A 26,164-nucleotide genomic window follows, 5' to 3' on the forward strand; every position below is an offset into this window, starting at 1 on the left:
ATTTAATCATTAGTCAAAAGGGTTTTATATGATAATACGTTGTGCATGGTGCAGTGATGATCCTTTATATCAAGCCTATCACGATGACGAGTGGGGAGTGCCTGTGCATGATGATCGTCATTTGTTTGAAATGCTCACCCTAGAGGGGGCGCAAGCTGGACTCAGTTGGATCACCATTTTGAAAAAGCGCGAGTCCTATCGTGAAGCCTTTGCGAATTTTACGCTTCCATTGGTTGCTGATTTTGATGATGCGGATATTGAGCGTTTGATGCTCAATCCGGGTATCGTCCGCAATCGTTTGAAAATCACATCAGTCATTAAAAATGCGCGAGCAGCGCTCAGTGTTCAAGCGGAGTTTGGTAGTTTAGATGCCTATTTGTGGCGTTTTGTGGATGGCAAAACCCTTCAAAATGCTTGGAAAACCTTGTCTGAAGTGCCTGCGCAAACACCTGAATCTCAAGCCATGAGTCGTGATTTAAAAAAGCGAGGCTTCAATTTCGTGGGCCCGACCATTTGCTATGCGTTTATGCAAGCGGTGGGCATGGTCAATGACCATACGGTAGATTGCTTTAAGTATGGGGATGTGGGGGATGGTTCCCACTGAGTTTTGCTGAAGCACTAGTCCTCGCCGCGCATGGTTCTTGTCCCTTTCGTATAGGACTTAAGTGGTCTAGACATGTGTATTGACTCATGCTGAATGAAAATGAATAATGCAGGTCAGCAAAGTATTCTACTATTGAGTTCGCTGGCAACTTCGCGACTCACATGATCAAGTTTCATTCATACAAGGAGGTATGCATCATTATAAACACCTTCTATTGTATACAAGAAAAAATGAGCTGAATCAATCGTTTGGTTGTATTTGGTTTGCTAGGGAAATGTAATCTAAGGAAATAGAGGTCAGTATGAACGATAAACATGCATGGACGACACACGCGTTGTTTAATGCGCTCTCCAGGTCAACACTCGTAGTGTCCAATCAAGCCAGCATTGAGCTTGAAGAAGGGATACATGCAACCCTTCATTTAACGCTTCACTCCATGGGCGACCTTCCTGTTTTTATCACAGCGGAAGGTGAACAAGTCTTGGTTGAGAGTCTCTTGTGGCCGCAAGCCATGGTCAAGGATGTTGCCGCTTTTAACGATGAAGTGTTGGCGACGCATAAAGTATTCCCCCTATCGACGATCAGCTTAGATACGCTGGCCAACGGCGAACGTTACTACACGATGTTTGGTGCCTTGAGTGCATTTTCGTCGTTGGACGACGTACTCTTTGAGATAGAGCTTTTGGCCGACAATGTGATAAAGGCGGCGGATGCCTATTCAACGTTTATAAGTGAGGGCGTGTAAAATGGCCGTATGGAGTAAGTTAATGACTGCCTTGCGTGGCAATGCAAACATGCTGGGCGAAGCGATTGTTGATAGTCAAGCCATGGTGATTTTGGATCAAGAGATTCGAAGTGCTGGCGCTGATCTTAACAGTGCAAAGCATGCGTTGGCTGACATTATGGCTAAACATCGTCTTGCCGCGTCTAAGTTGAGTGAGTTAAACGCCTCTTTGACTCAGTACGAAGGCTATGCGCTGGAAGCCTTAGAGAAAGGCGAAGAGGGGCTGGCCCAAGAGGTTGCACTCAAAATTGCCAATATTGAAATTGAAATCCAACAGCAGCAAGAGACGGTCAATCACTATGCGAAAAGTGAACAGGACTTGCGCTACGCTGTTCAATCGGCTGAAGGTAATTTAAAGCGGTTACGCCAGCAAGCCGATACGGTCAAAGCGACAGAGTCTGTTCAACGGGCGCAAGCGGCTGTTGTCAGCCGTTATGCAGGTAGCAATGCCAAACTGCAAACGGCGATGGACTCGCTTGAACGCATTAAAACCAAGCAGGCTGAAAATGCTGCAAAAATGGCGGCGGCGCAAGAATTAGCGGCGGAAAGTCAGGGCGATGCCCTTGATGAAAAGTTGCGAGCAGCTGGCATTACGCCTGAAAAAACAAGTGCTGCAAATGTGTTGGCTCGCTTGAAGGCTAAACAGCAGTCTAACTAAGCGACAGTAGAAGCCGTTAATCAGGAGTCTTTAACAGTGGATGTTTTCTTTGCAATCATCGCTAGCTATCCCGTTGCCATTTATACGTTTTTGCTAATTGTTGTAACGATTTATTGGTTAATAACAATTCTAGGCATGATTGACATTGATGTACTGGATTTTTCAGATATCGACGGTGGTTCTGATTTAGACAGCTTAGGTGGACTTGCAGGCCTGCTAACCAAGTTGGGTTTCACTGGGGTGCCAATGACGGTTGTATTGAGTCTTGTCGCCCTTTTTGGTTGGTGGAGTGCTTACTTCAGTATTTGGCTTTTACCCTTTAGTGCTGTTGGTATTTGGCACTTCATCTTAGGTACAGCCATTCTTGCAACCTCCTTGATTGTGGCTTTTTTAGTGACCTGGGTAGCGATTATTCCCCTTCGACCACTCTTTATCAAAAACACGGCCAGAAGTAAAAAAAGTCTTTTAGGTCAGGCTGTTGAAATACGAAGTTCATGGGTGGACGAGCGTTTTGGACAGGCAGAATTTAAAGACGCAGGGGTAGACCTTATTCTGAATATACGGGCAAAGACGCCGAACCAACTCAAAAAGGGCGATCGAGTGGTTTTGCTGGAATATAGTAAAGAAGACCATGCGTATTTTGTGATCCCAGAAAGGGACTTTTATTAAACAATCGGAGAATTAGAATGGATTTATCAATTTTGATGCCATTACTCACAGGTGCTGTGATTTTTGTCATTGCGGTCCTTGGGCTACTGGCGTTATTTAAGGCCTTTTATGTCAAGGTGAATCAGGGTTGGGCCTTGATTATTAATGACATGTCATCGACGCCTAAAGTGTATTTTACCGGTGGCATGGTATTGCCTGTTATCCATAAAAAAGAAGGCATGAAAATCTCGTTAATCACCCTTGAGGTGGACAGACGCGGTAAAGAAGGCCTTATTTGTGCAGATAACATGCGAGCAGATATTAATGTTAATTTTTATCTGCGCGTGAATGAAACAGCGGAAGATGTTTTAAAAGTTGCGAAAGCCATTGGCGTTGAGCGAGCTTCAGATCGTGATGCTGTGAATGAGCTATTTGCCGCTAAGTTTTCGGAAGCACTGAAAACGGTGGGTAAACAGATCGAGTTCGTCAAATTGTTCGAGGACCGCCAGTTCTTTCGCGATAAAATCATCGAAACCATTGGCAATGATTTGAATGGTTATGTGCTTGAAGACGTCGCCATCGATTATCTAGAGCAGACCCCGCGAGAAGCGTTGGATCCCAATAATATTCTGGATGCTGAGGGTATTCGCAAAATTACGGAGCTGACGGCTAGGCAAAATATTGTTACCAATGAGCTCGAACGCAACAAGCAGCTAGCCATCACTAAAAAAGATGTTGAAACGCGTGAGGCGATGCTGGCTTTAGAGCGTCAGCAAGCGGATGCAGAGGCACGGCAAAAGCGTGAAATAGACACGATTCAAGCGCGCGAAGTGGCCGAAACGCAAAAAATAGTTGAAGAAGAACGACTCAGATCCGAAACCGCTCGGATCGAAACAGATTTGCGTTTAAGCATCCAGGAAGAAAACAAGCAGCGCGAGATTGAAGTGGCCCAACAAAACCGAGTGCGTGCGGTCGCTATAGAGGAAGAAAAAGTTAAGCGTGCGCGAGACCTAGAGCAGGTCGCTCGTGAAAAAGAAGTGGCCTTACAGCGCATTGAAAAAGAGAAAGCCTTAGAGATTGAGCGCAAAAATATTGCCGCAGTGGTCCGAGAGCGTGTGGCGGTTGAGAAAACCGTGGCTGAAGAGGAAGAAAGAACCAAGGCGGTTCGTGTTCTTTCGGAGGCTGAGCGTCAAAAAGACGTGAAAGTGTTGCAAGCCACGGCCGCGGCTGAAGAAGACTTAATCATGCAGATTAAAGCTGCAGAAGCCGCCGAAACAACCGCTAAGCATCGTGGTCAAGAGATCAATATCTTGGCACAGGCTGAGTTGGAGTCTGCTAGCAAAACAGCGGAAGCGAAAAAGAAACTGGCTGAAGGGATTGAAGCTGAAGAAGCGGCCAGTGGTTTGGCTCAGGCGAAAGTTAAAATTGCCAATGCCCAAGCCCTTGAAAAAGAAGGTTCTGCTGAAGCGCGTGTATTAGAGCTAAAAGCCTTGGCAGAAGCTCAAGGTCTAGAGCAAAAAGGAATGGTTGAGGCACGAATTAAAACGGCGAATGCCGAAGCCTGTGAAAAAGAAGGCCTGGTGGAAGCGCGTGTCATGGAAGAAAAATTGAGTGCTGAAGCGCAGGGTGAAGAGCAACTGGGTCTTGCGCGTGCAAAAGCTGAGAAAGAGAAAGGCTTGGCGGAAGCAACCGTCATTCGTGAGCGCTTCAAAGCCGAAGCCGAAGGGCTTGTTGAGAAGTTCAATGCAATGAATGCAATGACAGATGCTGCACGCGAGCATGAAGAGTTCCGCATGAAGTTGGAGAAAGACTTTGAGCAGGCGTTGGCATCGATTGCTGCCAATAAAGATATTGCAGCGGATCAAGCAAAAGTTCTCGCATCTGCGTTGGGCAATGCGAAAATTGATATCGTGGGTGGGCAGGGTGATTACTTTGATACCTTTGCAAAATCCTTGTCACTAGGCAAAGCAATTGAAGGTGTTGCTGGCAAAAGTCCAAATGTCCAGGCCTTGTTAAACAAGTTTTTATCCGGCCAATTATCTGCAGGTAGTTCAGCTAAAAACTCTGTTGATAGCTGAGGAATACCTCGTTCCTCACCCATACACAACGCTTAGCCAGGCTAAGCGTTGCTCAAACTAAACTCCATAAGGACAGTGAAGATGGCAGACTCCCCGAGTGTTAGTGAAAATGCGACTTACGAAGTCATTCGTAGACGATTATTGACCCAAGGGGGGCAGCTAAAGTCTGAAGTTGAGTTGCTAAACCAAGCTCGATTATCAGAGTTTGGTCAAACAGATTTGTCGGTTGTTCATCGTTTCCGAGTTCGAACGGAGAACAACTGCACAGCCCGTGACATCGTTCAAGTCGGTGAGTATTTGTTGTTTGGTTACAATGTGTTTATTGGGTTAAAAAACACAACGGCCGTTAACGATGTGTTTTCACTCTATACGCACAACCCAGAGGCTGAGTCCTTTGAAATGACGGAGGTCCCGTTAAAGGATAGTTTTCTCTCTGCAACGGCATTCGTAAATGATTTCACCGAGCTGTATACCTACTATAAAAATACGCGTTTACTTCAGCTACAAGTCCGCAATAATCGTTTGTTGGCCTCGTTTCAAATTGGAGAAAGAAGCCAGGATATTCGAGTCTTCCGTTGGCAGATCAGTGCAGACGGACAAACCGTTACCTATATAGACAATCGAGGTGAACGGGACATTCAGCTTCCGCCTTCACAGGACTTTGAGTGGGTGACCGTGGGTCGTGAACAGATGATCAACGGAAAGCATCCACATTATTCGATTGTGGATCATATTTTCGTGGATACCCTTGGCGGTGACTTAACGATCAAAGTTGAAAACAACACTGAGGCGGGTCAAGGCATCTACTCCGAACCCGTTACCGAAACAAATCAGTCCTTAAATGATATTGATCTGCGTTATGCCTTGTTAGGTGAGCTGATTTTGCTTCGGGTGTTACCTTACCGTGAAACACAGGTGCGCTATTTCGTCTTCAATCGATTTAATCAAGATATTAAGCGTATCGATGCCATAGGCGAGGCCTGTATTCAGTTACCGGAGGATCACGGTCTTATTTTTCCGGGCGGCTGTTATTTAGTGCAGGGCGGTCTGCGCTATTTTAATAATGACTTGGAAGGATTGGTGTTTCAGCGCGCGGTGCGCTCACCTAATGGCGAGGACATGCTCTATGTCTTTTATGAAGCCACTCATGGCACTGTGGCGTTGTATCCCTATAACTTGATTAATAAAGCCCTAAGTAACCCGATTATCAGTCATGGGTATGCCTTGGCTGAAGATGGGCGGTTGATTGTATTTACAGCAGAGGGAGAGCCATCTCGAACACACCCTATGCAAGTCTGGCGGACGCCCTTTTTCTCGGAGTATTTTGCTAGCCAGCAGCCCAGCAGTCAGTCATTCTATGGTCGTATTGGCAATCCTGAGCTGGTGAGAGGGATCTCAGAGCTCTATTCGATTACGCGTTTGGTTGAGCAAGAAGACGCCAGTACGAGCCATTACAATTTGCTGATTCAAGCCGCGGCGCGTTTATTCGACAGTTTTTATTGGCTATCCGCCCCCGAACTCGAATCCATCGCCCAGTTGCTCAAAGCGGTTTCAGAAACAGCCGAGCTGGTGTTGGATGAGTATGAAAAAGCAAAAAGTATCAAACTACATGCACAGACAACCTTATCGGATGCGAAAGAAAAGCAGCAAGCGCTGATTGCAAATGCGCGTCCGGATGCCTGGGAAACCCTTGAACCTTTTGTCGATGCTCTCTTTGCGTTACGGCAGCAGCGCGGTCATTTGTTAACGATTCGTGAGCTACGCTACATGGATGTGGCGAGTGTTGATGAAATGGAAACACAAGTGATCGAGACAGAGGCGTTAATAACCTCTGCTATTGCCGAGTTTTTAGGAGAAGCCCGCGCATTTGAACCCTATTACCTTCAGATTAAAAGCATTGCACAGGCCGTTGATCAAGCAAATTCGAGCCTTGAATTACAACCCATACTAACGCAGTTAGAAGGCCTGTCTGAAAGTCTCGATTTGCTGTCAGAACTGACAACTGGTTTGACCATTGCTGATGCGAATCAGCACACTCAAATAATTGATAACATTAGTGAGATTTACGCACAAAGCAATCAGTTACGCGCTCGCGCAAGGCAGAGAGCACAAGGGTTTGGCAGTGATGAGGCACGTGCGCAGTTTGCAGCTCAGTTTAAATTGTTTAATCAATCGATTAATAATGCACTCGCCTTAGCCACAACCCCTGTTCAATGTGATGAGCAATTATCCCGATTGCTGGTTCAGTTAGAAGAGCTAGAAGGCCAGTTTTCGGAATACGACGAGTTCCTGGTTGATATTCTAAGTAAGCGTGAGGACATTCAAGACAGCTTTGAAGCGCATCGACAACGCTTAGCCGATGCAAGAACACAGCGAGCACAATCTATCTTTGATGCGGGCAGTCGCATTCTTGCCAATCTCGCGCGCCGATCCTCTCGGTTTAAGCATCCTGATGAGCTGAATACGTATTTTGCCTCGGATGCGATGGTCTTAAAACTGAGCAGTCTTGTACAGGACCTTCGAGACCTTGATGATTCTGTGAAGGCGGATGATCTTGAATCGCGCTTGAAAATGGCGAAAGAACAGGCGGTTCGCTCGTTACGTGACCAAGTGGATTTATATGAAGACAATGGCACAGTGATCAAGCTGGGTCCTCGTCATCGTTTTAGTATCAATACACAAGAGCCTGAGTTAACCCTGATACCGCGTGGGGATGCGTTAGTTCTTCACTTAACGGGAACGGATTACTACGAAGTGATAGAAGATGCTCGCCTTAACGATGCCCGTCAGTACTGGCAGCAAGCCCTAGAGTCCGAAAATGATCACGTCTATCGAGCAGAGTTTCTAGCCGACAGTCTATTGCAAGCGGCCCGCACGCAGTCCGAAGGGTTAGATTGGACGTCCTTGGTGAGTGCCAGTTCGCAATTTGAACTATTGTTGGAAACCGTACGTCGCTTTAGTGGCGCTCGCTACAAAGAAGGTTATGAGCGCGGCATTCATGATCATGATGCTGCGCGTATATTGCACGCTTTGATCCCGGTGCGTGAAGCGGCGGGCTTATTATCCTTTCCATCTGATGCGCGCTCTATTGCCTTATTGTTTTGGTGGCAAACGCAAGAAAAACCGGAGCAACGCCGCTGGCCGCAATATGCCCGTTCTGCGAGTCAGATGCAGCGTATTTTCAATACCTCAAAAGCCGTTGATATTCTTGAATCTGACGTGTCACAGCAACTGTCTTCATTTGTTGAAGTGCATGGTTTGCCGCTTAGTCAGCAGGGTATTAAGCAGGGGGCTGCATTTCTGGTCGCTTTGTTAAGTCATGAGCACATTGAGTATGTGGTGAGTAAATATGGGGATCAGCTGGTTAAGCAGCTTAAAACGAGTGTGGATGATCAAACGTGGCAGGACTTTCAAGGAGCCTTGTCGGAGTTAAAAGATGATCTCGGCGGACAGTGGGCCTTGGTGGCTGCATGGTTCAGTGCCTTGGTGCAACACACAGAAGAGCTGGAGCTGAACGCCTATATCCCAGATGCGGTTCTTCTCATGCTTAACCATGAAAAAGAACCCGTTAGTGCATTACAAGTCGATGTGTCTTTTCAGGTTTCAGGGTTGTTAGGCGAGCATCCACGCATTGTCAATCAATGCATGCAGCTGCGATTAGATGACTTTGAGGCACGATTGCACGGCTTTAAACACCATTGGTTACCGGGCTATCGACAGTATCTTGAAAACCGAGCAGAAGTGGTGCGCCAAGCACGTCAATCCATCAGGTTGGATGAATTTAAAGCGCAGCCACTCAGTTCGTTTGTCCGAAATAAACTCATCAATGAAGCTTACTTACCTATTATTGGCGATAACCTTGCGAAACAGATGGGTACAGTGGGTGATAATCGCCGTACCGATTTAATGGGCTTGTTAATGATGATTTCGCCCCCAGGATATGGAAAAACCACTCTGGTTGAGTACGTGGCAAATCGATTGGGCCTCATTTTTATGAAAATCAATTGTCCATCTTTGGGGCATGAGGTGTTGTCCTTAGACCCCGAGCAAGCGCCGAATGCCACCGCAAGGCAAGAGCTGAATAAACTGAACCTAGCGCTGGAGATGGGCAACAATGTCATGCTTTATTTGGACGATATTCAGCACACGCATCCTGAGTTCTTACAAAAATTCATTTCGCTCTGTGATGGCAGTCGACGCATTGAGGGGGTTTGGCGGGGTCGCACACGCACCTACAACATGCGCAGTAAGCGCTTTTGTGTGGTGATGGCCGGTAACCCTTATACTGAGTCAGGTGAAGTGTTCAAAATCCCGGACATGCTAGCCAACCGAGCGGATATCTATAACCTGGGTGATATTCTTGGCGGTATGCAGGGTGCCTTTGAGTTGTCGTATATTGAAAACTGCTTAACCTCGAATCCTGTGTTGGCGCCTTTGGCAACCCGCGAACTCAGTGATTTTTACAAAATTGAAGCCATGTCGAGAGGCGAGCAAGTTGCGAATACGGAGTTGCAGCATAGTTATTCAAACGCTGAACTCAATGAAATGATTGCGGTGCTGAAACGGCTAAGAAGTGCTCAGGAAATAATTTTAAAAGTTAATCAACAGTATATTGCCAGTGCAGCGCAAGCGGATGAGTATCGAACAGAGCCGCCTTTCCGGTTGCAAGGGTCTTATCGCAACATGAATAAACTGGCCGAGAAGGTGTCAGCTGTCATGACCGATCAAGAGTTGCAGCAAGTGATTGATGACCTCTACCTTGGTGAGGCCCAGCTCTTGACCACAGGTGCAGAGGAGAACCTGCTCAAATTAGCGGAGCTGCGCGGTACCTTAACGGATGAGCAGGCGAAGCGTTGGCGTCAAATTAAAGACGATTATATGCGCAACAAAGCCATGGGTGGACCCGGTACTGACTCAAGCCAACAGGCCGTAGCGCAACTCGCGGATATCGCCAGTGCGATGAAAAAAACCAATCGTTACATTCTCTTTGGTATTAAGAGGACGTTTCGGTAGTGATTTATATGAATGCTATAGTAACAGGGTGTTTCAAATTCTATAATTTAGGGATAAATAGGAATTAACGACCGTGGCAACGACCGCAAAGATAAATAACCGAATGCTGACTTGGGCGCGCGAACGTTCGGGGACAGCTGTCCATGATTTTGCTGTAAAGTGCGGAATTAATGAAGAGCGCCTGCGTCTGTGGGAAGAAGGAAAACAAGCACTAACATTTCATCAGGCACAAATGTTTGCAGACAAAGCGCATGTCCCTTTCGGCTATTTGTTTCTTAGAGAGCCGCCTGTTGAGGAGTTGCCACTCCCCGATTTGAGAACTCTTGGCAATCAGGGTGTGAATCGTCCCAGTGCTGAGCTACTTGACCTGATTAAGCTGACTCTGCATCGCCAACAATGGTATCGAGAGTATCTTTCTAAGGAATTGGCAAGTCCATGTGAAGTCGTTGGACGTGTAAGGACTGAAACGGCTGTTCCAGCCATTGTCAACGATATGAGAGAACTTCTTGGTGTGCCTGCACATCCGCAACGCGGTAGTTGGGAGGAGTATTATCGAGACTTGGTGCAGCGTATCGAGACACTAGGGATACTGGTTATGCGTGAAGCAAGTCTTGGCCACCATACCAGACCTTTGAGTGTTGAAGAGTTCCGTGGCTTCGCAATTTCTGATGAATATGCACCGACTATTTTCGTTAATCATGCAGATGCGCCAGGAGCCAGACTATTTACCCTTATTCATGAGCTGTGTCATATATGGATGGGTATTTCAGGTGTTTCTGATGGTAGCGAGTCCTCTGAGCGTGAGAGCGAAGTAAAATGTAATGCTGTCGCAGCAGAATTCCTCGTTCCAGAATCAGAGTTCCGTCCTTTATGGAACGACAAAGATGATTGGAAAGGTAATCTAGCGTCTCTTGAGGCATATTTTCACGTGAGCCAATGGGTTCTTGTCCGCCGTGCACTGACACTTGGTTTTATCAATATATATCAATACCGACAGTTTATTGCAGAGCAAAAAGCCCTATGGGAGGCTCGTAAAAAGAAAAGTGATGGTGGACCGTCATTTCATAAGACTAAAAATGCCCAAATCAGTAAACGCTTTTCCAAAGCTGTTCTCTCTCAAGCGTTTAATGGGCAGATATTGTTACGTGAGGCTGGTCAGTTACTGGGAATTAACCCAGCGAAGTTAAAGAAGTTTGCTGATGAGGTACGCCTTTGAAGTATCTGCTTGATTCAAATACCTACATTCAGGCAAAAAACCAATATTACGGAATGGATTTTTGTCCTGGGTATTGGGATTTATCTGCCAACAATTCGATGTCCGCTGCATCAGCACATTTGACCTATTAAACGAACTCAAACCACGGTTTATTCTGGAGTAACTGGGTTATATGCGATACTGGCTTGTAACAATACAGTTCGTGCATGCGCTGCTAGCATCGCATAGTTAATCTGGATAACGAAGGATAGCAGCATAATAAAGATTATTTTCGTCATACGGCAATGCACCAACTAAACTAAGCACCAGACGTTATTGATACACAAGGAGACGTACTATGAAAGCTAAATGTCTTTGCGGTTCAATCGAAGTGATCGCGCCAAAACACGAAAAAATAGGACTGTGCCACTGCTCAATGTGCAGACGTTGGTCGGGTGGTCCGATGTTTGCGGTTCACTGCGGGTCGGATGTGCAGTTCAGTGGGGTAACACCCTCGACCTATCGTTCATCGGAATGGGCTGAGCGTGGTTTTTGCCCATCCTGCGGTACACACTTGTTCTACCATCTATTACCCAGTCATGAATACATTTTACCAGCCGGGCTGTTTCAGGATCAGGCCTTTAAGCTAACCAGCGAAGTCTTTATTGATGAGAAGCCCGACTACTATGAGCTCAAGAATGAAACCCACAAAATGACCGGACAGGAAGTCTTTGAACAATTTGCTCCGCCCTCATGAGCCTGTGTGAGACAAGCTAGGCATCCCGCCCTGTCACAAATCCGACAAAACCCTGTTCAAGTGCCATTCAATACATCCATTTCGTTGTCGGATTTGTAACACAATCCATATCTTTCAACCATTTAGACAGGACACATCCAGCTGGCACAGGGTTTGCCATATAACAGATATAACGTCAGCGTCGTTCCTGCGTTGTCAATCTGTCTTCTGGAGGTCGGAAATGGTCACGTTAACACCTGCTGCACAACTCGCGATTAGTCGCTTCATTGAAAACGCCGGTTCCCCTGTGGCTGGTTTGCGCGTCTCGGTATCCGATGGCGGCTGCTCTGGCTACAAATATGGGCTACAACTGGAAACCACCCTCTCAGAGCAGGACACCTGTTTGTCTTTTGGTGAAGTCTGTCTGTTGATCGACCCCGAATCCTTGCCGTTGCTAGAGGGGTGCGTGATCGATTTCGTCGAATCGCTGGATGAAAGCGGTTTCAAATTTGAGAACCCAAATGCTAAGGCCGCGTGTAACTGCGGTAAATCCTTTGCGGCTTGAGAGGTGATGTCATGTGGAATTATTCTGAAAAAGTACAGGAACATTTCTTTAATCCTCGCAACGCGGGTGAGCTTGAGGGGGCAAATGGCATCGGTGATGTAGGTTCGCTGTCTTGTGGGGATGCCTTGCGCCTGATGATCCATGTTGATCCAGACACCGAAGTGATTTTGGATGCACGTTTCCAGACCTTTGGTTGCGGATCTGCCATTGCCTCTTCATCGGCTTTAACCGAAATTATTAAAGGAAAAACACTGGATGAAGCACTTCAAGTGAGCAACCAGGAGATTGCCGACTTCCTTGATGGCCTGCCGCCTGAAAAGATGCACTGTTCGGTGATGGGGCGCGAAGCGCTGCAAGCCGCTGTGGCCAACTACCGTGGCGAAGTATGGAGTGACGATCATGAGGAAGGAGCACTGGTTTGCAAGTGTTTTGCCGTGGACGCGGTGCTTATTGAAGAAACCATTCGCGCCAATAACCTGACCACTGTTCAGGATGTAAGCTTTTATACCAAGGCGGGAGGTGGTTGTTCAGCGTGCCATGAAGGCATTGAGGATATTCTGAATAAGGTATTGGCAGAGAAGGGGCAGGCGTTTCAGTCAAATGTTGCTCGGGTGCAGGCCGATGCCGAACAGGCTCTGACACAAATCGAGATGCCACCGCTTAGCACACCCCAGGTGACAGAGGCGGCTGTCAGTGGTTTGAGCACCTTGCAACGCATTCGCAAGATTGAAGCGGTTATTGAGGCCGTTCGGCCACAATTGCAACGCGACAAGGGGGATATCGAGCTCATTGATGTGGTGGGTAAAGCCGTGTATGTCCGCTTGACCGGAGCCTGCACGGGCTGTCAGTTGGCCAGTGTCACGTTGAGTGGTGTTCAGCAGCAGCTGATTGAATCCTTGGGTGAGTTTATCCATTTGTTGCCTGTCACTAAGTCACCCACAGCTTAAGGAGCCTGAATCATGGATACCATCTACCTGGATAACAATGCAACCACGCAAGTTGACCCGCTTGTGGTCCAAGCCATGCTGCCGTATTTTACTGAGCAGTTTGGTAACCCATCCTCCTTACACCAGTATGGAAACCGTGTTGGGCTGGCGCTGAAGCACGCACGTCAACAGATTCAGACTCTTCTGGGGGCTGAGCATGACACTGAAATTGTCTTCACGTCATGCGGCACTGAAAGTGATTCGACCGCCATCTTGTCGGCATTAAAAGCCCAACCAGAGCGGCGCGAGATTATTACCACGGTTGTGGAACATCCTGCCATTTTGTCTTTGTGTGAGTATCTAGAGAAAGATGGCTACACCGTGCATTACTTGACGGTCGATGGCAAAGGGCGATTGGATCTGGAGCATTACCAAGCGCTCCTGAGTGATCAGACCGCTATTGTCAGTGTCATGTGGGCAAACAATGAAACCGGTACATTTTTTCCAGTGCTGGAGATGGCTGAAATGGCGTCTCAGGCAGGCGTGATGTTTCATACCGATGCGGTGCAAGCGGTTGGCAAAGTACCGATTGATCTGAAAAACAGCAAAATTGACATGCTGTCGTTATCGGGTCACAAACTCCATGCGCCTAAAGGAATTGGTGTCTTATATCTGCGTCGCGGTACACGTTTTCGCCCGCTGCTACGAGGAGGGCATCAGGAGCGCGGTCGTCGTGCTGGGACTGAAAATTCGGCTTCTATTGTGGCTTTAGGTAAGGCGGCCGAATTGGCTCTGCATTCCATGAAACATGAAAACACCGTCGTGAAAGTGCTCCGTGATCGCTTAGAGCAAGGCATTCTTGCGCAGATTCAACATGCGTTTGTTACGGGTGACCCGGATAACCGCCTGCCCAACACTTGCAATATCGCCTTTGAGTATATTGAAGGGGAGTCGATTCTGTTGTTGCTGAACAAGCATGGCATTGCGGCCTCCAGTGGTTCGGCTTGCACGTCGGGTTCACTTGAACCCTCCCATGTGATGCGAGCGATGGGGCTGCCCTATACCGCAGCTCATGGCACGGTGCGCTTCTCGCTGTCACGTTACACCACCGAGGCGGAGATTGATCGTGTGATCGAGGTGATGCCGGGCATCATTGCACAATTACGCAGCTTGTCTCCTTACTGGAAAAATAATGCGCCGGTTCAGGAAGCCTTTGATCCGGCCTATGCGTGAGGTGTCTTATGTCTGATAGCGGCCTGGATATCGTGATTGATGACACCACCCTGCGTGATGGTGAACAAACCGCAGGGGTGGCCTTTTCTCGTGCTGAAAAGTTGCAGATTGCGCAGCATCTGGATGCGCTCGGGGTCCCGGAACTGGAAGTCGGAATTCCGCCTATGGGAGAAACCGAGCGCGAGGATATCCGGGCATTGGCAGACCTGAAATTGTCAGCCAGTTTGATTGCGTGGTGTCGTATGCGTGCCGATGACCTGCAAACCTGTCGAGGGTTGCCTGTTCAACGGCTTGATCTGTCGGTGGCTGTCTCCGATCTTCATATTCAAAAAAAGCTCGGAAAATCGCGCCTCTGGGTACTTCAACAGATTAAAACACTTGTGCCAGCGGCTGTTGATCAAGGTTTCGAGGTGATCGTCGGTTGTGAAGATGCCTCCCGCGCTGACCCGGAGTTTTTGCTGCAGGTCGCTGAAGTCGCTCAACACAGTGGCGCGCTCCGGCTGCGCTTTGCGGATACGCTGGGCATTATGGAGCCTTTCGGTGTGTTTTCGATCATCAGTCGTTTGGTCGCCGCCACGGATCTGCAAGTCGAGATGCACGCACACGATGATTTGGGGTTGGCGACGGCCAATAGCCTCTCCGCCGCCAAAGCCGGTGCCAGTCATATTAATACCACGGTCAACGGATTGGGCGAACGCGCGGGCAATGCGGCATTGGAGGAGGTGGTCTTAGGGCTAAGCCAACTCTATGGCTTATCAACGGGTATCAATCTACAGGATTTTCCAGCGCTATCGTCTCTTGTGGCTGACGCCTCGGGTCGTCCCGTGAGCTGGCAAAAGAGCCTAGTAGGAGCGGGGGTATTTACCCACGAGGCGGGTATTCATGTTGACGGCTTGCTCAAGGACCCCTTGATTTATCAAGGAATTGATCCGGCCCTCCTTGGACGTCAGCACGAGATGGTATTGGGTAAGCACTCTGGCAGTAAGGCCGTTCAAGCACGCTATAAAAGGTTGGGGTTGTCCATTAATGCCGCTCAGGCTCAAGCCTTATTAACGGAGATTCGTGAACAGATGTTGCGCAGCAAACAGCCGCTGACCGACAGCCAGTTAGTGGCGTTGCATCAGCAGTTGATTGTGTGTGCAGCGCCTTCGCATCAATTGACTGAACACACAACCGCGCTTTGTTGAGATGAGGTAAACATCATGAAAACGGCCACCCGGTTCACCAGCATCGCTGAGTTGAAAGATGAAATGCAGGATCTGGAAAGTGCCGAAGACTTTCTGGAATTTTTTGAGATCGATTTTGTTCCCACAGTCGTGCAGGTAAATCGCCTGCATATACTGCAACGCTTTCATAACCATATTCATGCTGAACACGCGAACCTGCCTGATCAGCCAAATGCCCTCTATAACGCCTATCGTCATCTGCTGGATCAGGCGTATCAGAGCTTTATTCACTCCAATGCCCAGCAGGAAAAGGTACTTAAGGTTTTTAACCGCGCGGCACCGGGTAAGGGGTTTGTATCCCTTAGTGCCATTGCTCCAGTGGCTGGAGGGCCAAAATGATCCCAGTCTATAACTACGGCGATGAAGTTCGAGTGATACGAAATCTGCGCAATGATGGCAGTTTTCCGGGCGTAGACAAAGGCCAACTCTTGGTGCGCCGTGGCGAAACCGGGCATGTACGTAATCTGGGTACTTTTTTACAGGACCAGATTATCTATACCGTGCACTTTATTCAGGCCGACATCCAGGTAGGCTGTCGCGAAGAGGAACTCATCCCTGCGAGTGAGCCCTGGGTTAACAGCCGCTATGAAAACCGTGACAAGGTTATGGCTGCGCTGGCTTTATCTCTTCGCGGTGAAGTGATTGTGCCGCTGGATACCCTCGGTGAAGTATTCAAGGTGCTTAGTGATGAGGATGCGGTTCGCTACCATGTGCAGTTTCCAGGGCATTTGTTGATTGTACCGGAAGCCGCTCTGAAGCCTTTCAACCCAATTGAGGAGCGGACTCATGCAACCTGAAGCATCTGAAACACTGGCTTACCTTGAGTTGAAAATTGCCGAATCTCAATTGTCCAGCACGCCCGACCAGCTCGCTGCCGAAACGCGTGCACAGGTGTCGTTGTTGGCAAGGCGTCAGTTTCGACTGGAGCAGAAAATTTTGGCCAGCGATGAAGCGCAACAGGTGTTTTTGCCTGATGCAACACTTGAAGAGGCCTATCAGCGCATTCAAAGCCGCTATGAAACAGACGCGCTGTTTGCCGAAGCCTTGTCTAACGCTGCCCTCACACCATCGGGTTTTAAAGCCGCGCTGAGTCAAGAGATGCGCGTAGAGGCGATACTGGAACGTGTCTCAAGTCATGTTGAGCCGATCACTCAGGATGAAGCCGAGCTGTATTACTACACGCATCTGGAACGCTTTCAGTTACCGGAAAGGCGTCAAGCCAGTCATTTATTGATTACCGTGGATGATGACCAGCCAGACTCTGACTTGCGGGTATACCGTAAACTCTGTGCCCTATTAGAGAAGATCAAACAAAAACCGACACGTTTTGACAAGCTGGTACTGCGCTATTCGGAGTGTCCCACCGCAATGAATGGCGGCCATTTAGGTTTGGTGGCACCGGGCCTGCTTTACGAAGCCTTGGATAACGCGCTGTTCAAAATGCAGCTGGGTAAAATCAGTGAACCGATTCGCTCACCTATGGGTTACCATCTGTTACGTTTTGAGGCTCTGTACCCTGCTACCCGACAGCCGTTTGCTGAGGTTTGTAGTGCTATTCTCGAGTTACTGACTGAGCGTCAAAAACTCAAGTACCAGAAAGACTGGGTACGCCATTTGGGGCATTAGTTCGCGGTGCTCATGATACAAGTGGTTTTATTTAACGAAAATGAACACAAGCAATCATTATAATCGAAAGGTATTACTAACATCGAATTTCATGCAGTAGATCAGTGCTAAGTCCGACAAGCGGCTAGCAATCCTCCTCTTCGATCTTCCGCCGAGGAACCTGTGCAGGATCCGCCGTAATCGGTCGATAAATTTCCACCCGATCATACTCAGCCAAGGGTTGATCTGGCTTTACCAGCTTGCCAAACACACCGATTTTTTGCTTTGACAGATCAATATCGGGAAAACGCTCCAGCAGACCGGAGGCTTCAATCGCCGCTAGGGCGCTGGTGCCGACGGCCACCTCCAAGTCGACCCAACTCTGTTCACCACTGACACTGCTATACGCGACACTGACGTGCATTCTAGTCTCCTTTAATTAATGACTTGGCTGGTGTTGTTGTGAGTCTGGTTCGCTTGCCAACCTACGTTGGCGCTGCTCCCCCCGCCGATCTATCCAGCGTTTCGCGACCAGCAGAAAACCCACAGCAATAAAACCGCCAGGTGGCAGCACCATAATCAGGAAGCCGCGATAATCTGGAATGACGGTTATCTCCAGAAAAGCGAAAGGGGCGCCCAGCAGCAGGTGTGCGTTGGCGAAAAGTGTGCCGCTACCAATAACTTCACGCACCCCGCCAATCATCACCAAGGCCCAGGTCAAGCCGATCCCCATCATTAGTGAGTCAACAATGGAGTCCCACAGGGTATTTCGCGAGGCAAAGGCTTCTGCACGACCCAGAATGGCGCAGTTGACCACGATCAAGGCAATGAACAACCCCAGCACCTTGTACAATTCATAGGCAAAGGCATTGATCAGCATATCCGTGAGGGTAACCAGTGTCGCAATGATGACAATGTACACAGGGATACGTATCGCCGGGCTGATGAAGTGCCGAATTGTGGAGATAATCATGTTGGCACCCAAGAGAACAAACAGGGTGGCCAGGCCCATACCTAATCCATTGGTGGCAGTACTGGTCACCGCCATCACCGGGCACAGCGCCAACATCTGGGCAAACACCATATTATTGCTCCAGAGTCCATCTTGGGCTAAACGCCGATAGTCAGTCATGTTTTTCAACTCCTTGCATTTGGGTGGTCACCCCGATGGTTTCGCCTGGCAGCTTAACTGGATACAACAGCGTTGCTTGCTCGGCTTCAAAGAACAGCAATGCGCGTTTAATTTCGGCGACGATGGCGCGAGGGGTAATGGTGGCACCTGTAAACTGGTCAAATTCGCCACCGTCTTTTTTGACCGCCCAGCTGGTCGGCAGCGGGTTGTGCAGCGACTTGCCGGTAAAGTAGGTAATCCAGGGATCTCTTGCCACTTCAATTTTATCGCCGAGACCCGGTGTTTCCTGATGCACCAGAACTCTGACGCCCGATAACTCGCCATTGGCTTTAATTGCAACCAGCATGTCAATTTTCCCGGCATAGCCGCTGGCTTGCATTGGAAACACTACGGCACTGATGTCTCCCGCCAGACTGGCCTGATAGTAGGTCAGGTGACCCCAGGGGGCTTCGATCTGACCAGCATAATCCAGCAGATCATTGTCATACAGGTGCTCCGGTAATACCTGAGAAAAACTCTGGCGCATGTCGTTTGCCAGCGCTTGCTGTATCGGCTCCCGCGTCCATTGATAGGCCACTGCCAGCAGCGCACAGGTCACCATCACCACCAGCCCCAACAACAGCGACTGATACTCCAAGCGCTCGCGCATCAACGCCAGATTCATGGCTGCTCTCCTGTTTTGATTTTCTGCACAGGCAATGGCTGTCCCTTACTGGAGCGACCATAAATACGCGGACGGATATAGCGATCAATCACGGGTACAGCGCTGTTCATTAACATCACAGCAAAGGCGATGCCTTCAGGATAGCTGCCAAAGGTGCGAATCAGATACGCCAACAAGCCGCAACCCAGTCCGAAGATAAAGCGGCCACTGGCGGTTGCTGGGGCAGTGACAGGATCGGTGACAATAAACCAGGCCGCCAGCATGGCTCCACCTGTGAACAGATGAAACAGGGCACCGGGATAAGCATCGGGGTATAAGCGGTTTAAGACCAACGCGGGTAGTACCAACCCCAACATCAAGCCGACTGGGGCTTGCCAGGTAATCACGCCTCGCCATAACAAGAACAACCCACCCAGCATTAACAGCAGTGCACTGCTTTCACCAAAACTGCCCGCATGCGAACCCAGCAAAGTGGTGAGCCAGGTGTCGTCATATCCTTGCAGTATCTCGGACAGTGGCTCGTCCATGGCTAAACGCTGCTTAACACTGTCCAGTAAGGTTGCGCCGCTATAGCTGTCCAACAGGTCGGACTGCCCGCCACTCTGCTGTAGACTGGCGCTGAATGCGGGGCGTTGTGCCATTTGTTGCGCCGGTGTCACCCACTGGGTCATTTCCACCGGAAATGCAATCAACAGCATCACCCGTGCCGCCATGGCCGGATTAAACACATTCTGGCCCAGCCCACCAAAGATTTGTTTGAGCATGGCAACCGCCAGAAACGTTCCTGTGACCGCAATCCACCAGGGAGCCCATGGGGGCAGACACAGCGCCAGTAACCAGCCAGTGACCAGGGCCGAGCCATCAAACAGGTGTGTCTTGACCGGTTTATTGAAGAGTCGCAGAAACACCGCCTCCCAGACCAATGCACTGCTGAGACACACAAGCCAAAGATTGAATGCAGGCCAGCCGTATAGCCAGAAGCCATAGAGGGTGGCGGGTGTCAGTGCTAGCAACACCTGATACATCATCACTGGCAAGTGTGATTCGCTATGTGCATGGGGGCCATGAATGGGTGCTTTCATGCAGAGGCCTCCTGTGTGATGGGGTCTGAGTCTGTGGTTTCGGCGGCTTTTTTGGCTGCCGCTGCACGACGTGCGGCCATCAGTGCTTCTCGATCGCGTGCTTGGCGCTCCATACGCGCTTCTCGTCGTTGTGCCAGTATTTTGGTGGCCTCCAGCTTCTGCTGTGCCTTCTTTTGTAGAATCAACTCTCCCTTGGCGTAATTAAACAAGTGAGTCAGTGGAATGGAGGATGGGCAGATATAGCTGCAGGCACCACACCCCACACAGTCACTCAACCCCAGCGTATTGGCACGTTTCAAGTCCCCTGAGCGTATATTAGCCGCCATCTCCAGCGGCATCAGCCCCATGGGACAGGCACGCACACAGCGACTGCAGCGCACACAGGGGCTGCTTTGTTGATGACTGATTTCCGGCTCCGTCAACGCGAGGATAGCACTGCTCCCCTTGATGATCGGTACATGCAAGTCCGGCAGCTCTATCCCCATCATTGGCCCACCCATCAGCAAACGTGCAGGCTTCATATCAAATCCACTGGCATGGTTAAGAAACTCGCTGGCCAGAGTACCCAGAGGTACCTCCCAGTTACCCGGATGAGTCACCGCCCCTCCACTTAGGGTGACGATGCGTGAAATCAGTGGCTGACCCTGATCAATCGCCATGGCTACGGCATAGGCGGTTGCGACATTGTGTACCAGAATGCCACTGTCAGCGGCACGGCTATGTGCGGGTATTTCAATGCCCGTCAATTGCTGAATTAACTGTTTCTCCGAGCCCATGGGATAGCCGCTGGGTACGGCTTTAACTGAAATACCCGTGCCGTTTGCGGCCTCAGTCATGATGGCGAGTGCTTCGGGTTTATTGTCTTCAATTCCCAGAATTGCATGCTTGGCTTGTACCGCGTGGCAGATGAGCTGCGCACCGCGCAAAATCGTTTTGGCCGATTCACGCATTAGGCGGTCATCGCAGCTTAAGTAGGGTTCACATTCACCACCGTTTAGAATCAGTGTGTCGATACCCTTCTGTAAACTTAGATTCAGTTTGACTGCGGCAGGAAAGGTGGCCCCTCCCAATCCGACAATACCTGCGGTCCCGATGCGTTCGCAAATGGATTCTGGAGGCAGGCTGAATGGATTGGCGATTGGGTCACGAAGAATCCACTGATCCCGGCCATCGGCCTCCAGTGTGATCACCAATACCGGTAAACCGGAAGGGTGCGGCGCCCTGTGCTCAGCAAGGGATGCGATTCGCCCAGATGTGGGCGCGTGAACTGGGGCTGAAATGAGTCCTTGAGCGTCCGCTAACACTTGCCCTTTAAGCACCCTGTCACCCACGTTCACCACTGGAGTGGCAGGTGCACCCAAGTGTTGCTGCAGTGAGACATACAGGCGCTCCATCATCGGAAAACGCTGGATAGGGGTGGTATTGCTCAGCGACTTATAATCCGTAGGGTGAACACCGCCGCGTAAAGATTTCCACAACATAATCATCTCCAGTTACAGGGCTGGCTGACTCCACACCCAGGTTTGCAGAGTGGGTTGCACCGGTTCCAAGGAAATGCATTCAGTTGGACACACCGCTTCACATTTGCCGCAGGCCGTGCAGGCATCGGCAAACACCACATGCATATGTTTGGCTGAACCCAAAATGGCATCGGTTGGACAAATTTTGAAACACCGAGTACAGCCGATACACAGTGCTTCGTTAATACGAGCGACTTTGGGGCCTTCGTCACATAAGGTGTTTAAGTCGAGAGGAATGCCCAGTTTTATCGCGATGGCTTCGGCCACAGCGCGACCACCGGGAGGACAGAAGGTGGCCTTTAATTCACCATCGACAACGGCCTGTGCCGCGGCGGCACAACTTGGATTGCCGCATTGTCCGCATTGTGTGCCGGGCAGCAGCTGTTCAATGTCTTCTACGATACTGCTGCGTTCAACTTTTAAAATGCGTGAGGCAATACCCAACAATAAGCCCAGTATCAGCCCTAAAAACGTTAACGGCATGACGGATATCAGCATGGTTTGTTTCCTCCAGAATTCAGGCCAGTCCGGCAAACCCCATAAAGGCCACCGACAAAAGGCCAGCCACAATAAACGCAATTGGAGCACCCTTATAAAGCTCAGGCACTTGCAACACCGCTAAACGCTCACGTAAACCGGCAAAGAGTACCAATACCAGGGTAAAGCCCATGGCCGAACCAAACCCGAACATCAGACTCTGAATAAAGCTGTGTTGGTTTTGCACATTGAGTAAGGCCACTCCCAGTACCGCACAATTGGTGGTAATTAAAGGTAGGTAGATACCCAAAATTTGATAAAGCGGCGGGCTTATTTTGCGAATGAGCATCTCGGTAAACTGTACGACGGAAGCAATCACCAAAATAAAGGCCAAGATCCTGAGATACTGCAGACCCATAGGGTTCAACAGCCAGTTTTCCAGCATCCAACTCGCGGCGGCCGCCAGACTCAACACAAAGGTTGTCGCCAATCCCATCCCGAGTGCGCCATCCATTTTGGTGGAGACACCCATCAACGGACACAAGCCCAGAAACTTGATCAGGATCACGTTGTTCACCAAGGCCGTGGAAACCAGTAATAAAATGTAATCAGACATGTGCTTCTCCACTCAGGTCGATGCTGAAAGGCATTGAGCAAAGTCTGTGCCATACACTTGAAGTGCCCGGTTATGCCTTGTTTCTGTGCAGGAGCACCCGACATTTTCGTGAAGGAAATGCGACAAAATGACAGTTTGTTCGGAACCTGACAAAACATTCAGTCTGAAATCAAGCCACTATCCCCACCCGATCAGGGCTGAGACTATATCCCTTCAAATGGTACGTCTATTGCATGCGTTCTTTATGGATCGACTGTCACAGGAACCTAAGGTTATGACTGAACCGGCAGATAATGTTGTGCTGTGTGAGCTAAAGAAAGCGGCAGAAACCCTCCCGCCTGAGGTTTTCAGATTAGCGGTAGAGCAGGCGGCTGTCGCCATCTCTATCACCGATGCCAAGGCACGAATCGTGTATGCCAACCCGTGTTTTGAAAAGATGACGGGCTACACCTGTGAAGAACTGCTGGGCAAGAATCAGTCCATCCTGTCGTATAAGGTGACGCCTCGGCTGGTCTATGACAGCCTTTGGAGCCAACTGGAGCGTCAGAGTCCTTGGAACGGTCTGCTAGTGAACCGACGCAAAGATGGCAGCCGTTATTTGGCCGACCTGACTATTACACCCGTTCTCAATGGTGCCGGAGAAACAACCCATTATCTTGGGCTGCAGCGTGATGTGACCGAGGTGCATCAGTTGGAGCATCAGGTGCTGAATCAGCGAGCGTTGATTGAAAAGGCCGTCGACTCGACACAGGTGGCCATGGTGCTAGTGGACACTAAGTTGCAACCGATTCTGCGCAATCGCAGTTATAAAACGCTGGAAGCCCGACTGGGTACGGAGCCACTCGAAATCATTTTTGATGCGTTGGAGCAGGAGTGGCCGGATCTGTTCAATCGGGAGAAAGCATTGCATGAAGGCTTTATTGCACTGGAAGTCGCCGTATTATTGTCCAGTCGTGAAGAGCCTCTTTGGTTTAGCTGCACTGGGTCGTTAATTGAGGAAAAAGACACCAGTGCGGATGCCTTTTACCAAACACGCTTGAGCCGCTATCTTCTGGTGACCTTGCAAGACATTACTGGGCTTAAACAGCAACAAGCGCAGCTACGCCTGAACAGTTTGCAAGCCTTACTCGCCGAGCAGGAGAGGGTGCAAAGTGTTCGTGAAGCGCTATCCGGTGCCATTTACCAACTCGAACGCCCTTTGAATTTGATTAATGCGGTTTCTCGGTTAGCCATGCGCCGTAACCGTATCGACACGGCCGAGATGTTGAAGCTGCTAACAGAAGTGCAAAAGGCTGGCCAGCAGGCAATCTCGATGTTGAACGCCTGTGTACCGTCACGTGGTGATGAGACCATGGAAGTGGTGAATATCAATGAGCTGTTAAAAAACACCCTGAGCCTGTTAACGCCTCGGCTGCTGGCGTTGGGAATTACGGTGGATTGGCAGCCTGAGTGCAATTTACAGCGTGTGCTTGGTCAGCCGACAGCGCTGGTCACGCTCTTTAAGCAGTTGATCGACAATGCCATTGATGCCATGAATGACACCAAACAACGCCTGCGTGAATTGCGTTTAAGCACCCGCACGCTCAACAAGGTCGTGGAGGTCAGGATTGAAGACACAGGTGCAGGCATTTTACCCGCTGACCAGTTAAGAGTGTTTGAGCCTTTTTACACAACACGTGATCAAAGCAAAGGTCATTTAGGCATGGGGCTGACGCTTGCTCAGGATATCGTTAATCGCCATAACGGTTTGCTAGAAATAGACGCTGATGTCACCACTGGCTGCTGCATTAAGGTTCACATTCCCTATGAATAAATCACCTGCAAGTCTGTATGACGACAATGACGATCGATTGAGTCCTGAAATGCTTCAGGCAATTCTTGTCGGTGAGCTGGAAACCCTGTTTTTGGTAAGTCAGGTACTGTCTAAATCCCTTAATCTACAGGAAACCCTGAGTAAGGTGATGGAAGTGCTGGATGATCGCGTGGGGTTGGAGCGCGGGCTGGTCGGATTGGTATCGCCAGAGCAGGGTGAGTTAGTCATTTACGCGCTATGTGGCGTGCCAGATTTGGCTCCGGGGGATATACGTTACCAGCCAGGTGAGGGGGTGGTTGGTGAGGTTATGCGCCGTGGCAGCAGCTTGATACTGAATCGAATTACGGACGATCCGCGTTTTCTGGGGCGTCTTGGTGTCTATGACCCTCAGCGTCCGTTTATCGGAGTGCCGATTCTCAGTGGTGATGAAGTTCTGGGAGTCTTTGCCGCTCAACCCAGTAGCGCCCATAAAGAACTCTTGGAAGAGCGAGCACGATTTCTGGAGATGGTCGCGAACCTCATCGGTCAAAGTGTGCGATTATCGCGAGAGGTGGAGCGAGAGCGTAAAGCACTTAGAGATGAGCGCGATGCGCTTAAATGCACTGTGCGCGGACAGTTTGGTTTCGACAACATTATTGGTCACTCTTTCCCCATGCGCCAGGTATTTGAGCAGGTGCGTCAAGTGGCGAAGTGGAATACCACGGTACTGATTCGTGGAGAAACCGGCACAGGTAAAGAGTTGATTGCCAATGCCATTCATTACAACTCACCCAGAGCTCGGGGGCCGTTCGTCAAACTTAACTGTGCCGCCTTACCTGAAAACTTATTGGAGTCGGAACTCTTTGGTCATGAGAAGGGCGCATTTACTGGGGCTGTCAGTCAACGTCAAGGACGATTTGAGCAGGCTGACAAAGGCACGCTGTTTTTGGATGAAATCGGGGAGGTGTCTGCCGGGTTTCAGGCTAAATTGCTGCGCGTGTTGCAAGAAGGTGAGTTGGAGCGGGTGGGAGGAACCCGCACCATTAAAATCAATGTTCGAGTCGTGGCCGCGACCCATCGGGATCTGGAGGCTGATGTGGAACAAGGACTCTTCAGAGAGGATCTCTATTACCGCTTGAATGTCATGCCAATCTTTATGCCGACATTGCGTGAGCGTTTGGAGGATATTCCCGACATTGCTAACTTCTTGCTGACTAAAATAGCCACCGCGCAGGAGCGTTCACTGAGCATCACCGACAATGCTTTGCGTGTACTTATGCATCATCGCTGGCCGGGGAATGTCCGTGAGTTGGAAAACTGTTTAGAGCGGGCGGCGGTGATGTCGCATGATGGGATTATCGACCGCGATCAAGTCTTGCTCACAGGGATTGACGAGCAGGTCATGGGGAGTCATGGAGGACGGATTGATCTAGACGATGACAATTTAGATGAGCGTGAGCGGGTGATTGCGGCGCTAGAGCAGGCGGGCTGGGTTCAAGCCAAGGCGGCTCGATTGCTGGGCATGACACCACGTCAGATTTCTTACCGTATCCAGACCTTGAATATTCGGGTTAAACAGCTGTAAGCCGAGACTGTCTTAAAGCTGACAT

The 26,164-nt window shown here is 49.6% G+C and carries 26 protein-coding genes; 18 read left to right on the forward strand and 8 right to left on the reverse strand.

Going from position 1 to position 26,164, the window contains the following annotated elements; genetic code table 11:
• The first annotated feature begins 28 nt into the window (after positions 1-28).
• From F5971_RS07985 to F5971_RS18500, 8 genes are all read left to right on the forward strand, one after another.
• Positions 29-604, forward strand: a complete 576-nt coding sequence (locus tag F5971_RS07985; RefSeq protein WP_193494652.1) for a DNA-3-methyladenine glycosylase I — start codon at positions 29-31, stop codon at positions 602-604.
• 301 nt (positions 605-905) lie between these two features.
• The gene (locus F5971_RS07990) at positions 906-1,349 is read left to right on the forward strand and encodes a YjfI family protein (RefSeq protein WP_036511027.1); all 444 of its coding nucleotides are present in this window, start codon (positions 906-908) and stop codon (positions 1,347-1,349) included.
• A 1-nt stretch (position 1,350) separates the two neighbouring features.
• On the forward strand, positions 1,351-2,046 hold the full coding sequence (locus tag F5971_RS07995; RefSeq protein ID WP_193494653.1) for a PspA/IM30 family protein: 696 nt from the start codon (positions 1,351-1,353) through the stop codon (positions 2,044-2,046).
• 36 nt (positions 2,047-2,082) lie between these two features.
• Positions 2,083-2,715 (forward strand): hypothetical protein, encoded by a 633-nt coding sequence (locus F5971_RS08000; RefSeq protein WP_193494654.1) that lies wholly within the window; start codon positions 2,083-2,085, stop codon positions 2,713-2,715.
• Positions 2,716-2,732: 17 nt separating this feature from the next.
• Entirely contained in the window at positions 2,733-4,772 is a 2,040-nt protein-coding gene (locus F5971_RS08005; RefSeq protein WP_193494655.1) for a hypothetical protein, read from the forward strand.
• Between the two features lie 81 nt (positions 4,773-4,853).
• Positions 4,854-9,785 (forward strand): DNA repair ATPase, encoded by a 4,932-nt coding sequence (locus F5971_RS08010; protein WP_193494656.1) that lies wholly within the window; start codon positions 4,854-4,856, stop codon positions 9,783-9,785.
• A 73-nt stretch (positions 9,786-9,858) separates the two neighbouring features.
• Positions 9,859-11,001: an ImmA/IrrE family metallo-endopeptidase gene (locus tag F5971_RS08015; RefSeq protein WP_237748589.1), complete on the forward strand. Its 1,143-nt coding sequence runs from the start codon at positions 9,859-9,861 to the stop codon at positions 10,999-11,001.
• Positions 10,998-11,132 carry a DUF4411 family protein gene (locus F5971_RS18500; RefSeq protein WP_081763821.1) on the forward strand — a complete coding sequence of 45 codons (135 nt, stop codon included), beginning with the start codon at positions 10,998-11,000 and terminating at the stop codon, positions 11,130-11,132. Before F5971_RS08015 ends, F5971_RS18500 begins: the two co-directional genes overlap by 4 nt.
• Positions 11,133-11,150: 18 nt before the next feature.
• Here F5971_RS18500 and F5971_RS18660 read toward each other — a convergent pair whose 3' ends face one another.
• Entirely contained in the window at positions 11,151-11,279 is a 129-nt protein-coding gene (locus tag F5971_RS18660) for a hypothetical protein (RefSeq protein ID WP_272944832.1), read from the reverse strand.
• A 59-nt stretch (positions 11,280-11,338) separates the two neighbouring features.
• Between F5971_RS18660 and F5971_RS08025 the strand changes: the two genes are divergently transcribed.
• From F5971_RS08025 to nifM, 8 genes are all read left to right on the forward strand, one after another.
• Positions 11,339-11,737, forward strand: a complete 399-nt coding sequence (locus F5971_RS08025) for a GFA family protein (RefSeq protein WP_036511040.1) — start codon at positions 11,339-11,341, stop codon at positions 11,735-11,737.
• Positions 11,738-11,957: 220 nt separating this feature from the next.
• The gene (locus tag F5971_RS08030; RefSeq protein ID WP_193494657.1) at positions 11,958-12,281 is read left to right on the forward strand and encodes a HesB/IscA family protein; all 324 of its coding nucleotides are present in this window, start codon (positions 11,958-11,960) and stop codon (positions 12,279-12,281) included.
• An 11-nt stretch (positions 12,282-12,292) separates the two neighbouring features.
• Positions 12,293-13,228, forward strand: coding sequence for a Fe-S cluster assembly protein NifU (gene nifU, locus F5971_RS08035; protein ID WP_193494658.1), 936 nt, complete (start codon positions 12,293-12,295; stop codon positions 13,226-13,228).
• 12 nt (positions 13,229-13,240) lie between these two features.
• Entirely contained in the window at positions 13,241-14,440 is a 1,200-nt protein-coding gene (gene nifS, locus F5971_RS08040) for a cysteine desulfurase NifS (protein WP_193494659.1), read from the forward strand.
• Positions 14,441-14,448: 8 nt separating this feature from the next.
• A complete protein-coding gene (gene nifV / locus F5971_RS08045; protein ID WP_193494660.1) occupies positions 14,449-15,627 on the forward strand; it encodes a homocitrate synthase in 1,179 nt (392 codons plus the stop codon).
• A 15-nt stretch (positions 15,628-15,642) separates the two neighbouring features.
• The gene (nifW, locus tag F5971_RS08050) at positions 15,643-16,005 is read left to right on the forward strand and encodes a nitrogenase-stabilizing/protective protein NifW (protein ID WP_193494661.1); all 363 of its coding nucleotides are present in this window, start codon (positions 15,643-15,645) and stop codon (positions 16,003-16,005) included.
• Positions 16,002-16,463, forward strand: a complete 462-nt coding sequence (locus F5971_RS08055) for a nitrogen fixation protein NifZ (protein ID WP_193494662.1) — start codon at positions 16,002-16,004, stop codon at positions 16,461-16,463. Before nifW ends, F5971_RS08055 begins: the two co-directional genes overlap by 4 nt.
• A complete protein-coding gene (nifM, locus tag F5971_RS08060; protein ID WP_193494663.1) occupies positions 16,453-17,292 on the forward strand; it encodes a nitrogen fixation protein NifM in 840 nt (279 codons plus the stop codon). The genes F5971_RS08055 and nifM overlap by 11 nt, the downstream gene beginning before the upstream one ends.
• A 124-nt stretch (positions 17,293-17,416) precedes the next feature.
• Here nifM and F5971_RS08065 read toward each other — a convergent pair whose 3' ends face one another.
• The 7 genes from F5971_RS08065 to rsxA are packed head-to-tail and all read right to left on the reverse strand — an operon-like array spanning position 17,417 to position 22,762.
• Positions 17,417-17,695, reverse strand: coding sequence for an RnfH family protein (locus F5971_RS08065; RefSeq protein WP_193494664.1), 279 nt, complete (start codon positions 17,693-17,695; stop codon positions 17,417-17,419).
• A 15-nt stretch (positions 17,696-17,710) separates the two neighbouring features.
• Positions 17,711-18,403 carry an electron transport complex subunit E gene (locus F5971_RS08070; RefSeq protein WP_193494665.1) on the reverse strand — a complete coding sequence of 231 codons (693 nt, stop codon included), beginning with the start codon at positions 18,401-18,403 and terminating at the stop codon, positions 17,711-17,713.
• Positions 18,396-19,067: an electron transport complex subunit RsxG gene (gene rsxG / locus F5971_RS08075; protein ID WP_193494666.1), complete on the reverse strand. Its 672-nt coding sequence runs from the start codon at positions 19,065-19,067 to the stop codon at positions 18,396-18,398. The genes F5971_RS08070 and rsxG overlap by 8 nt, the downstream gene beginning before the upstream one ends.
• A complete protein-coding gene (locus tag F5971_RS08080; RefSeq protein ID WP_193494667.1) occupies positions 19,064-20,149 on the reverse strand; it encodes an RnfABCDGE type electron transport complex subunit D in 1,086 nt (361 codons plus the stop codon). The genes rsxG and F5971_RS08080 overlap by 4 nt, the downstream gene beginning before the upstream one ends.
• Positions 20,146-21,630, reverse strand: a complete 1,485-nt coding sequence (rsxC, locus tag F5971_RS08085; protein WP_193494668.1) for an electron transport complex subunit RsxC — start codon at positions 21,628-21,630, stop codon at positions 20,146-20,148. Before rsxC ends, F5971_RS08080 begins: the two co-directional genes overlap by 4 nt.
• A gap of 12 nt (positions 21,631-21,642) precedes the next feature.
• On the reverse strand, positions 21,643-22,167 hold the full coding sequence (locus tag F5971_RS08090) for an RnfABCDGE type electron transport complex subunit B (protein WP_193494669.1): 525 nt from the start codon (positions 22,165-22,167) through the stop codon (positions 21,643-21,645).
• Positions 22,168-22,186: 19 nt separating this feature from the next.
• Complete coding sequence (gene rsxA / locus F5971_RS08095; RefSeq protein ID WP_193494670.1) at positions 22,187-22,762, reverse strand: electron transport complex subunit RsxA; 576 nt, start codon at positions 22,760-22,762, stop codon at positions 22,187-22,189.
• A gap of 274 nt (positions 22,763-23,036) precedes the next feature.
• Between rsxA and nifL the strand changes: the two genes are divergently transcribed.
• A complete protein-coding gene (nifL, locus tag F5971_RS08100; RefSeq protein WP_193494671.1) occupies positions 23,037-24,575 on the forward strand; it encodes a nitrogen fixation negative regulator NifL in 1,539 nt (512 codons plus the stop codon).
• Positions 24,568-26,139, forward strand: coding sequence for a nif-specific transcriptional activator NifA (nifA, locus tag F5971_RS08105; protein ID WP_223116292.1), 1,572 nt, complete (start codon positions 24,568-24,570; stop codon positions 26,137-26,139). Before nifL ends, nifA begins: the two co-directional genes overlap by 8 nt.
• Positions 26,140-26,164: the final 25 nt, after the last annotated feature.

Source organism: Nitrincola alkalisediminis (assembly GCF_009821115.1).
GTDB classification, from domain to species: domain Bacteria; phylum Pseudomonadota; class Gammaproteobacteria; order Pseudomonadales; family Balneatricaceae; genus Nitrincola; species Nitrincola alkalisediminis.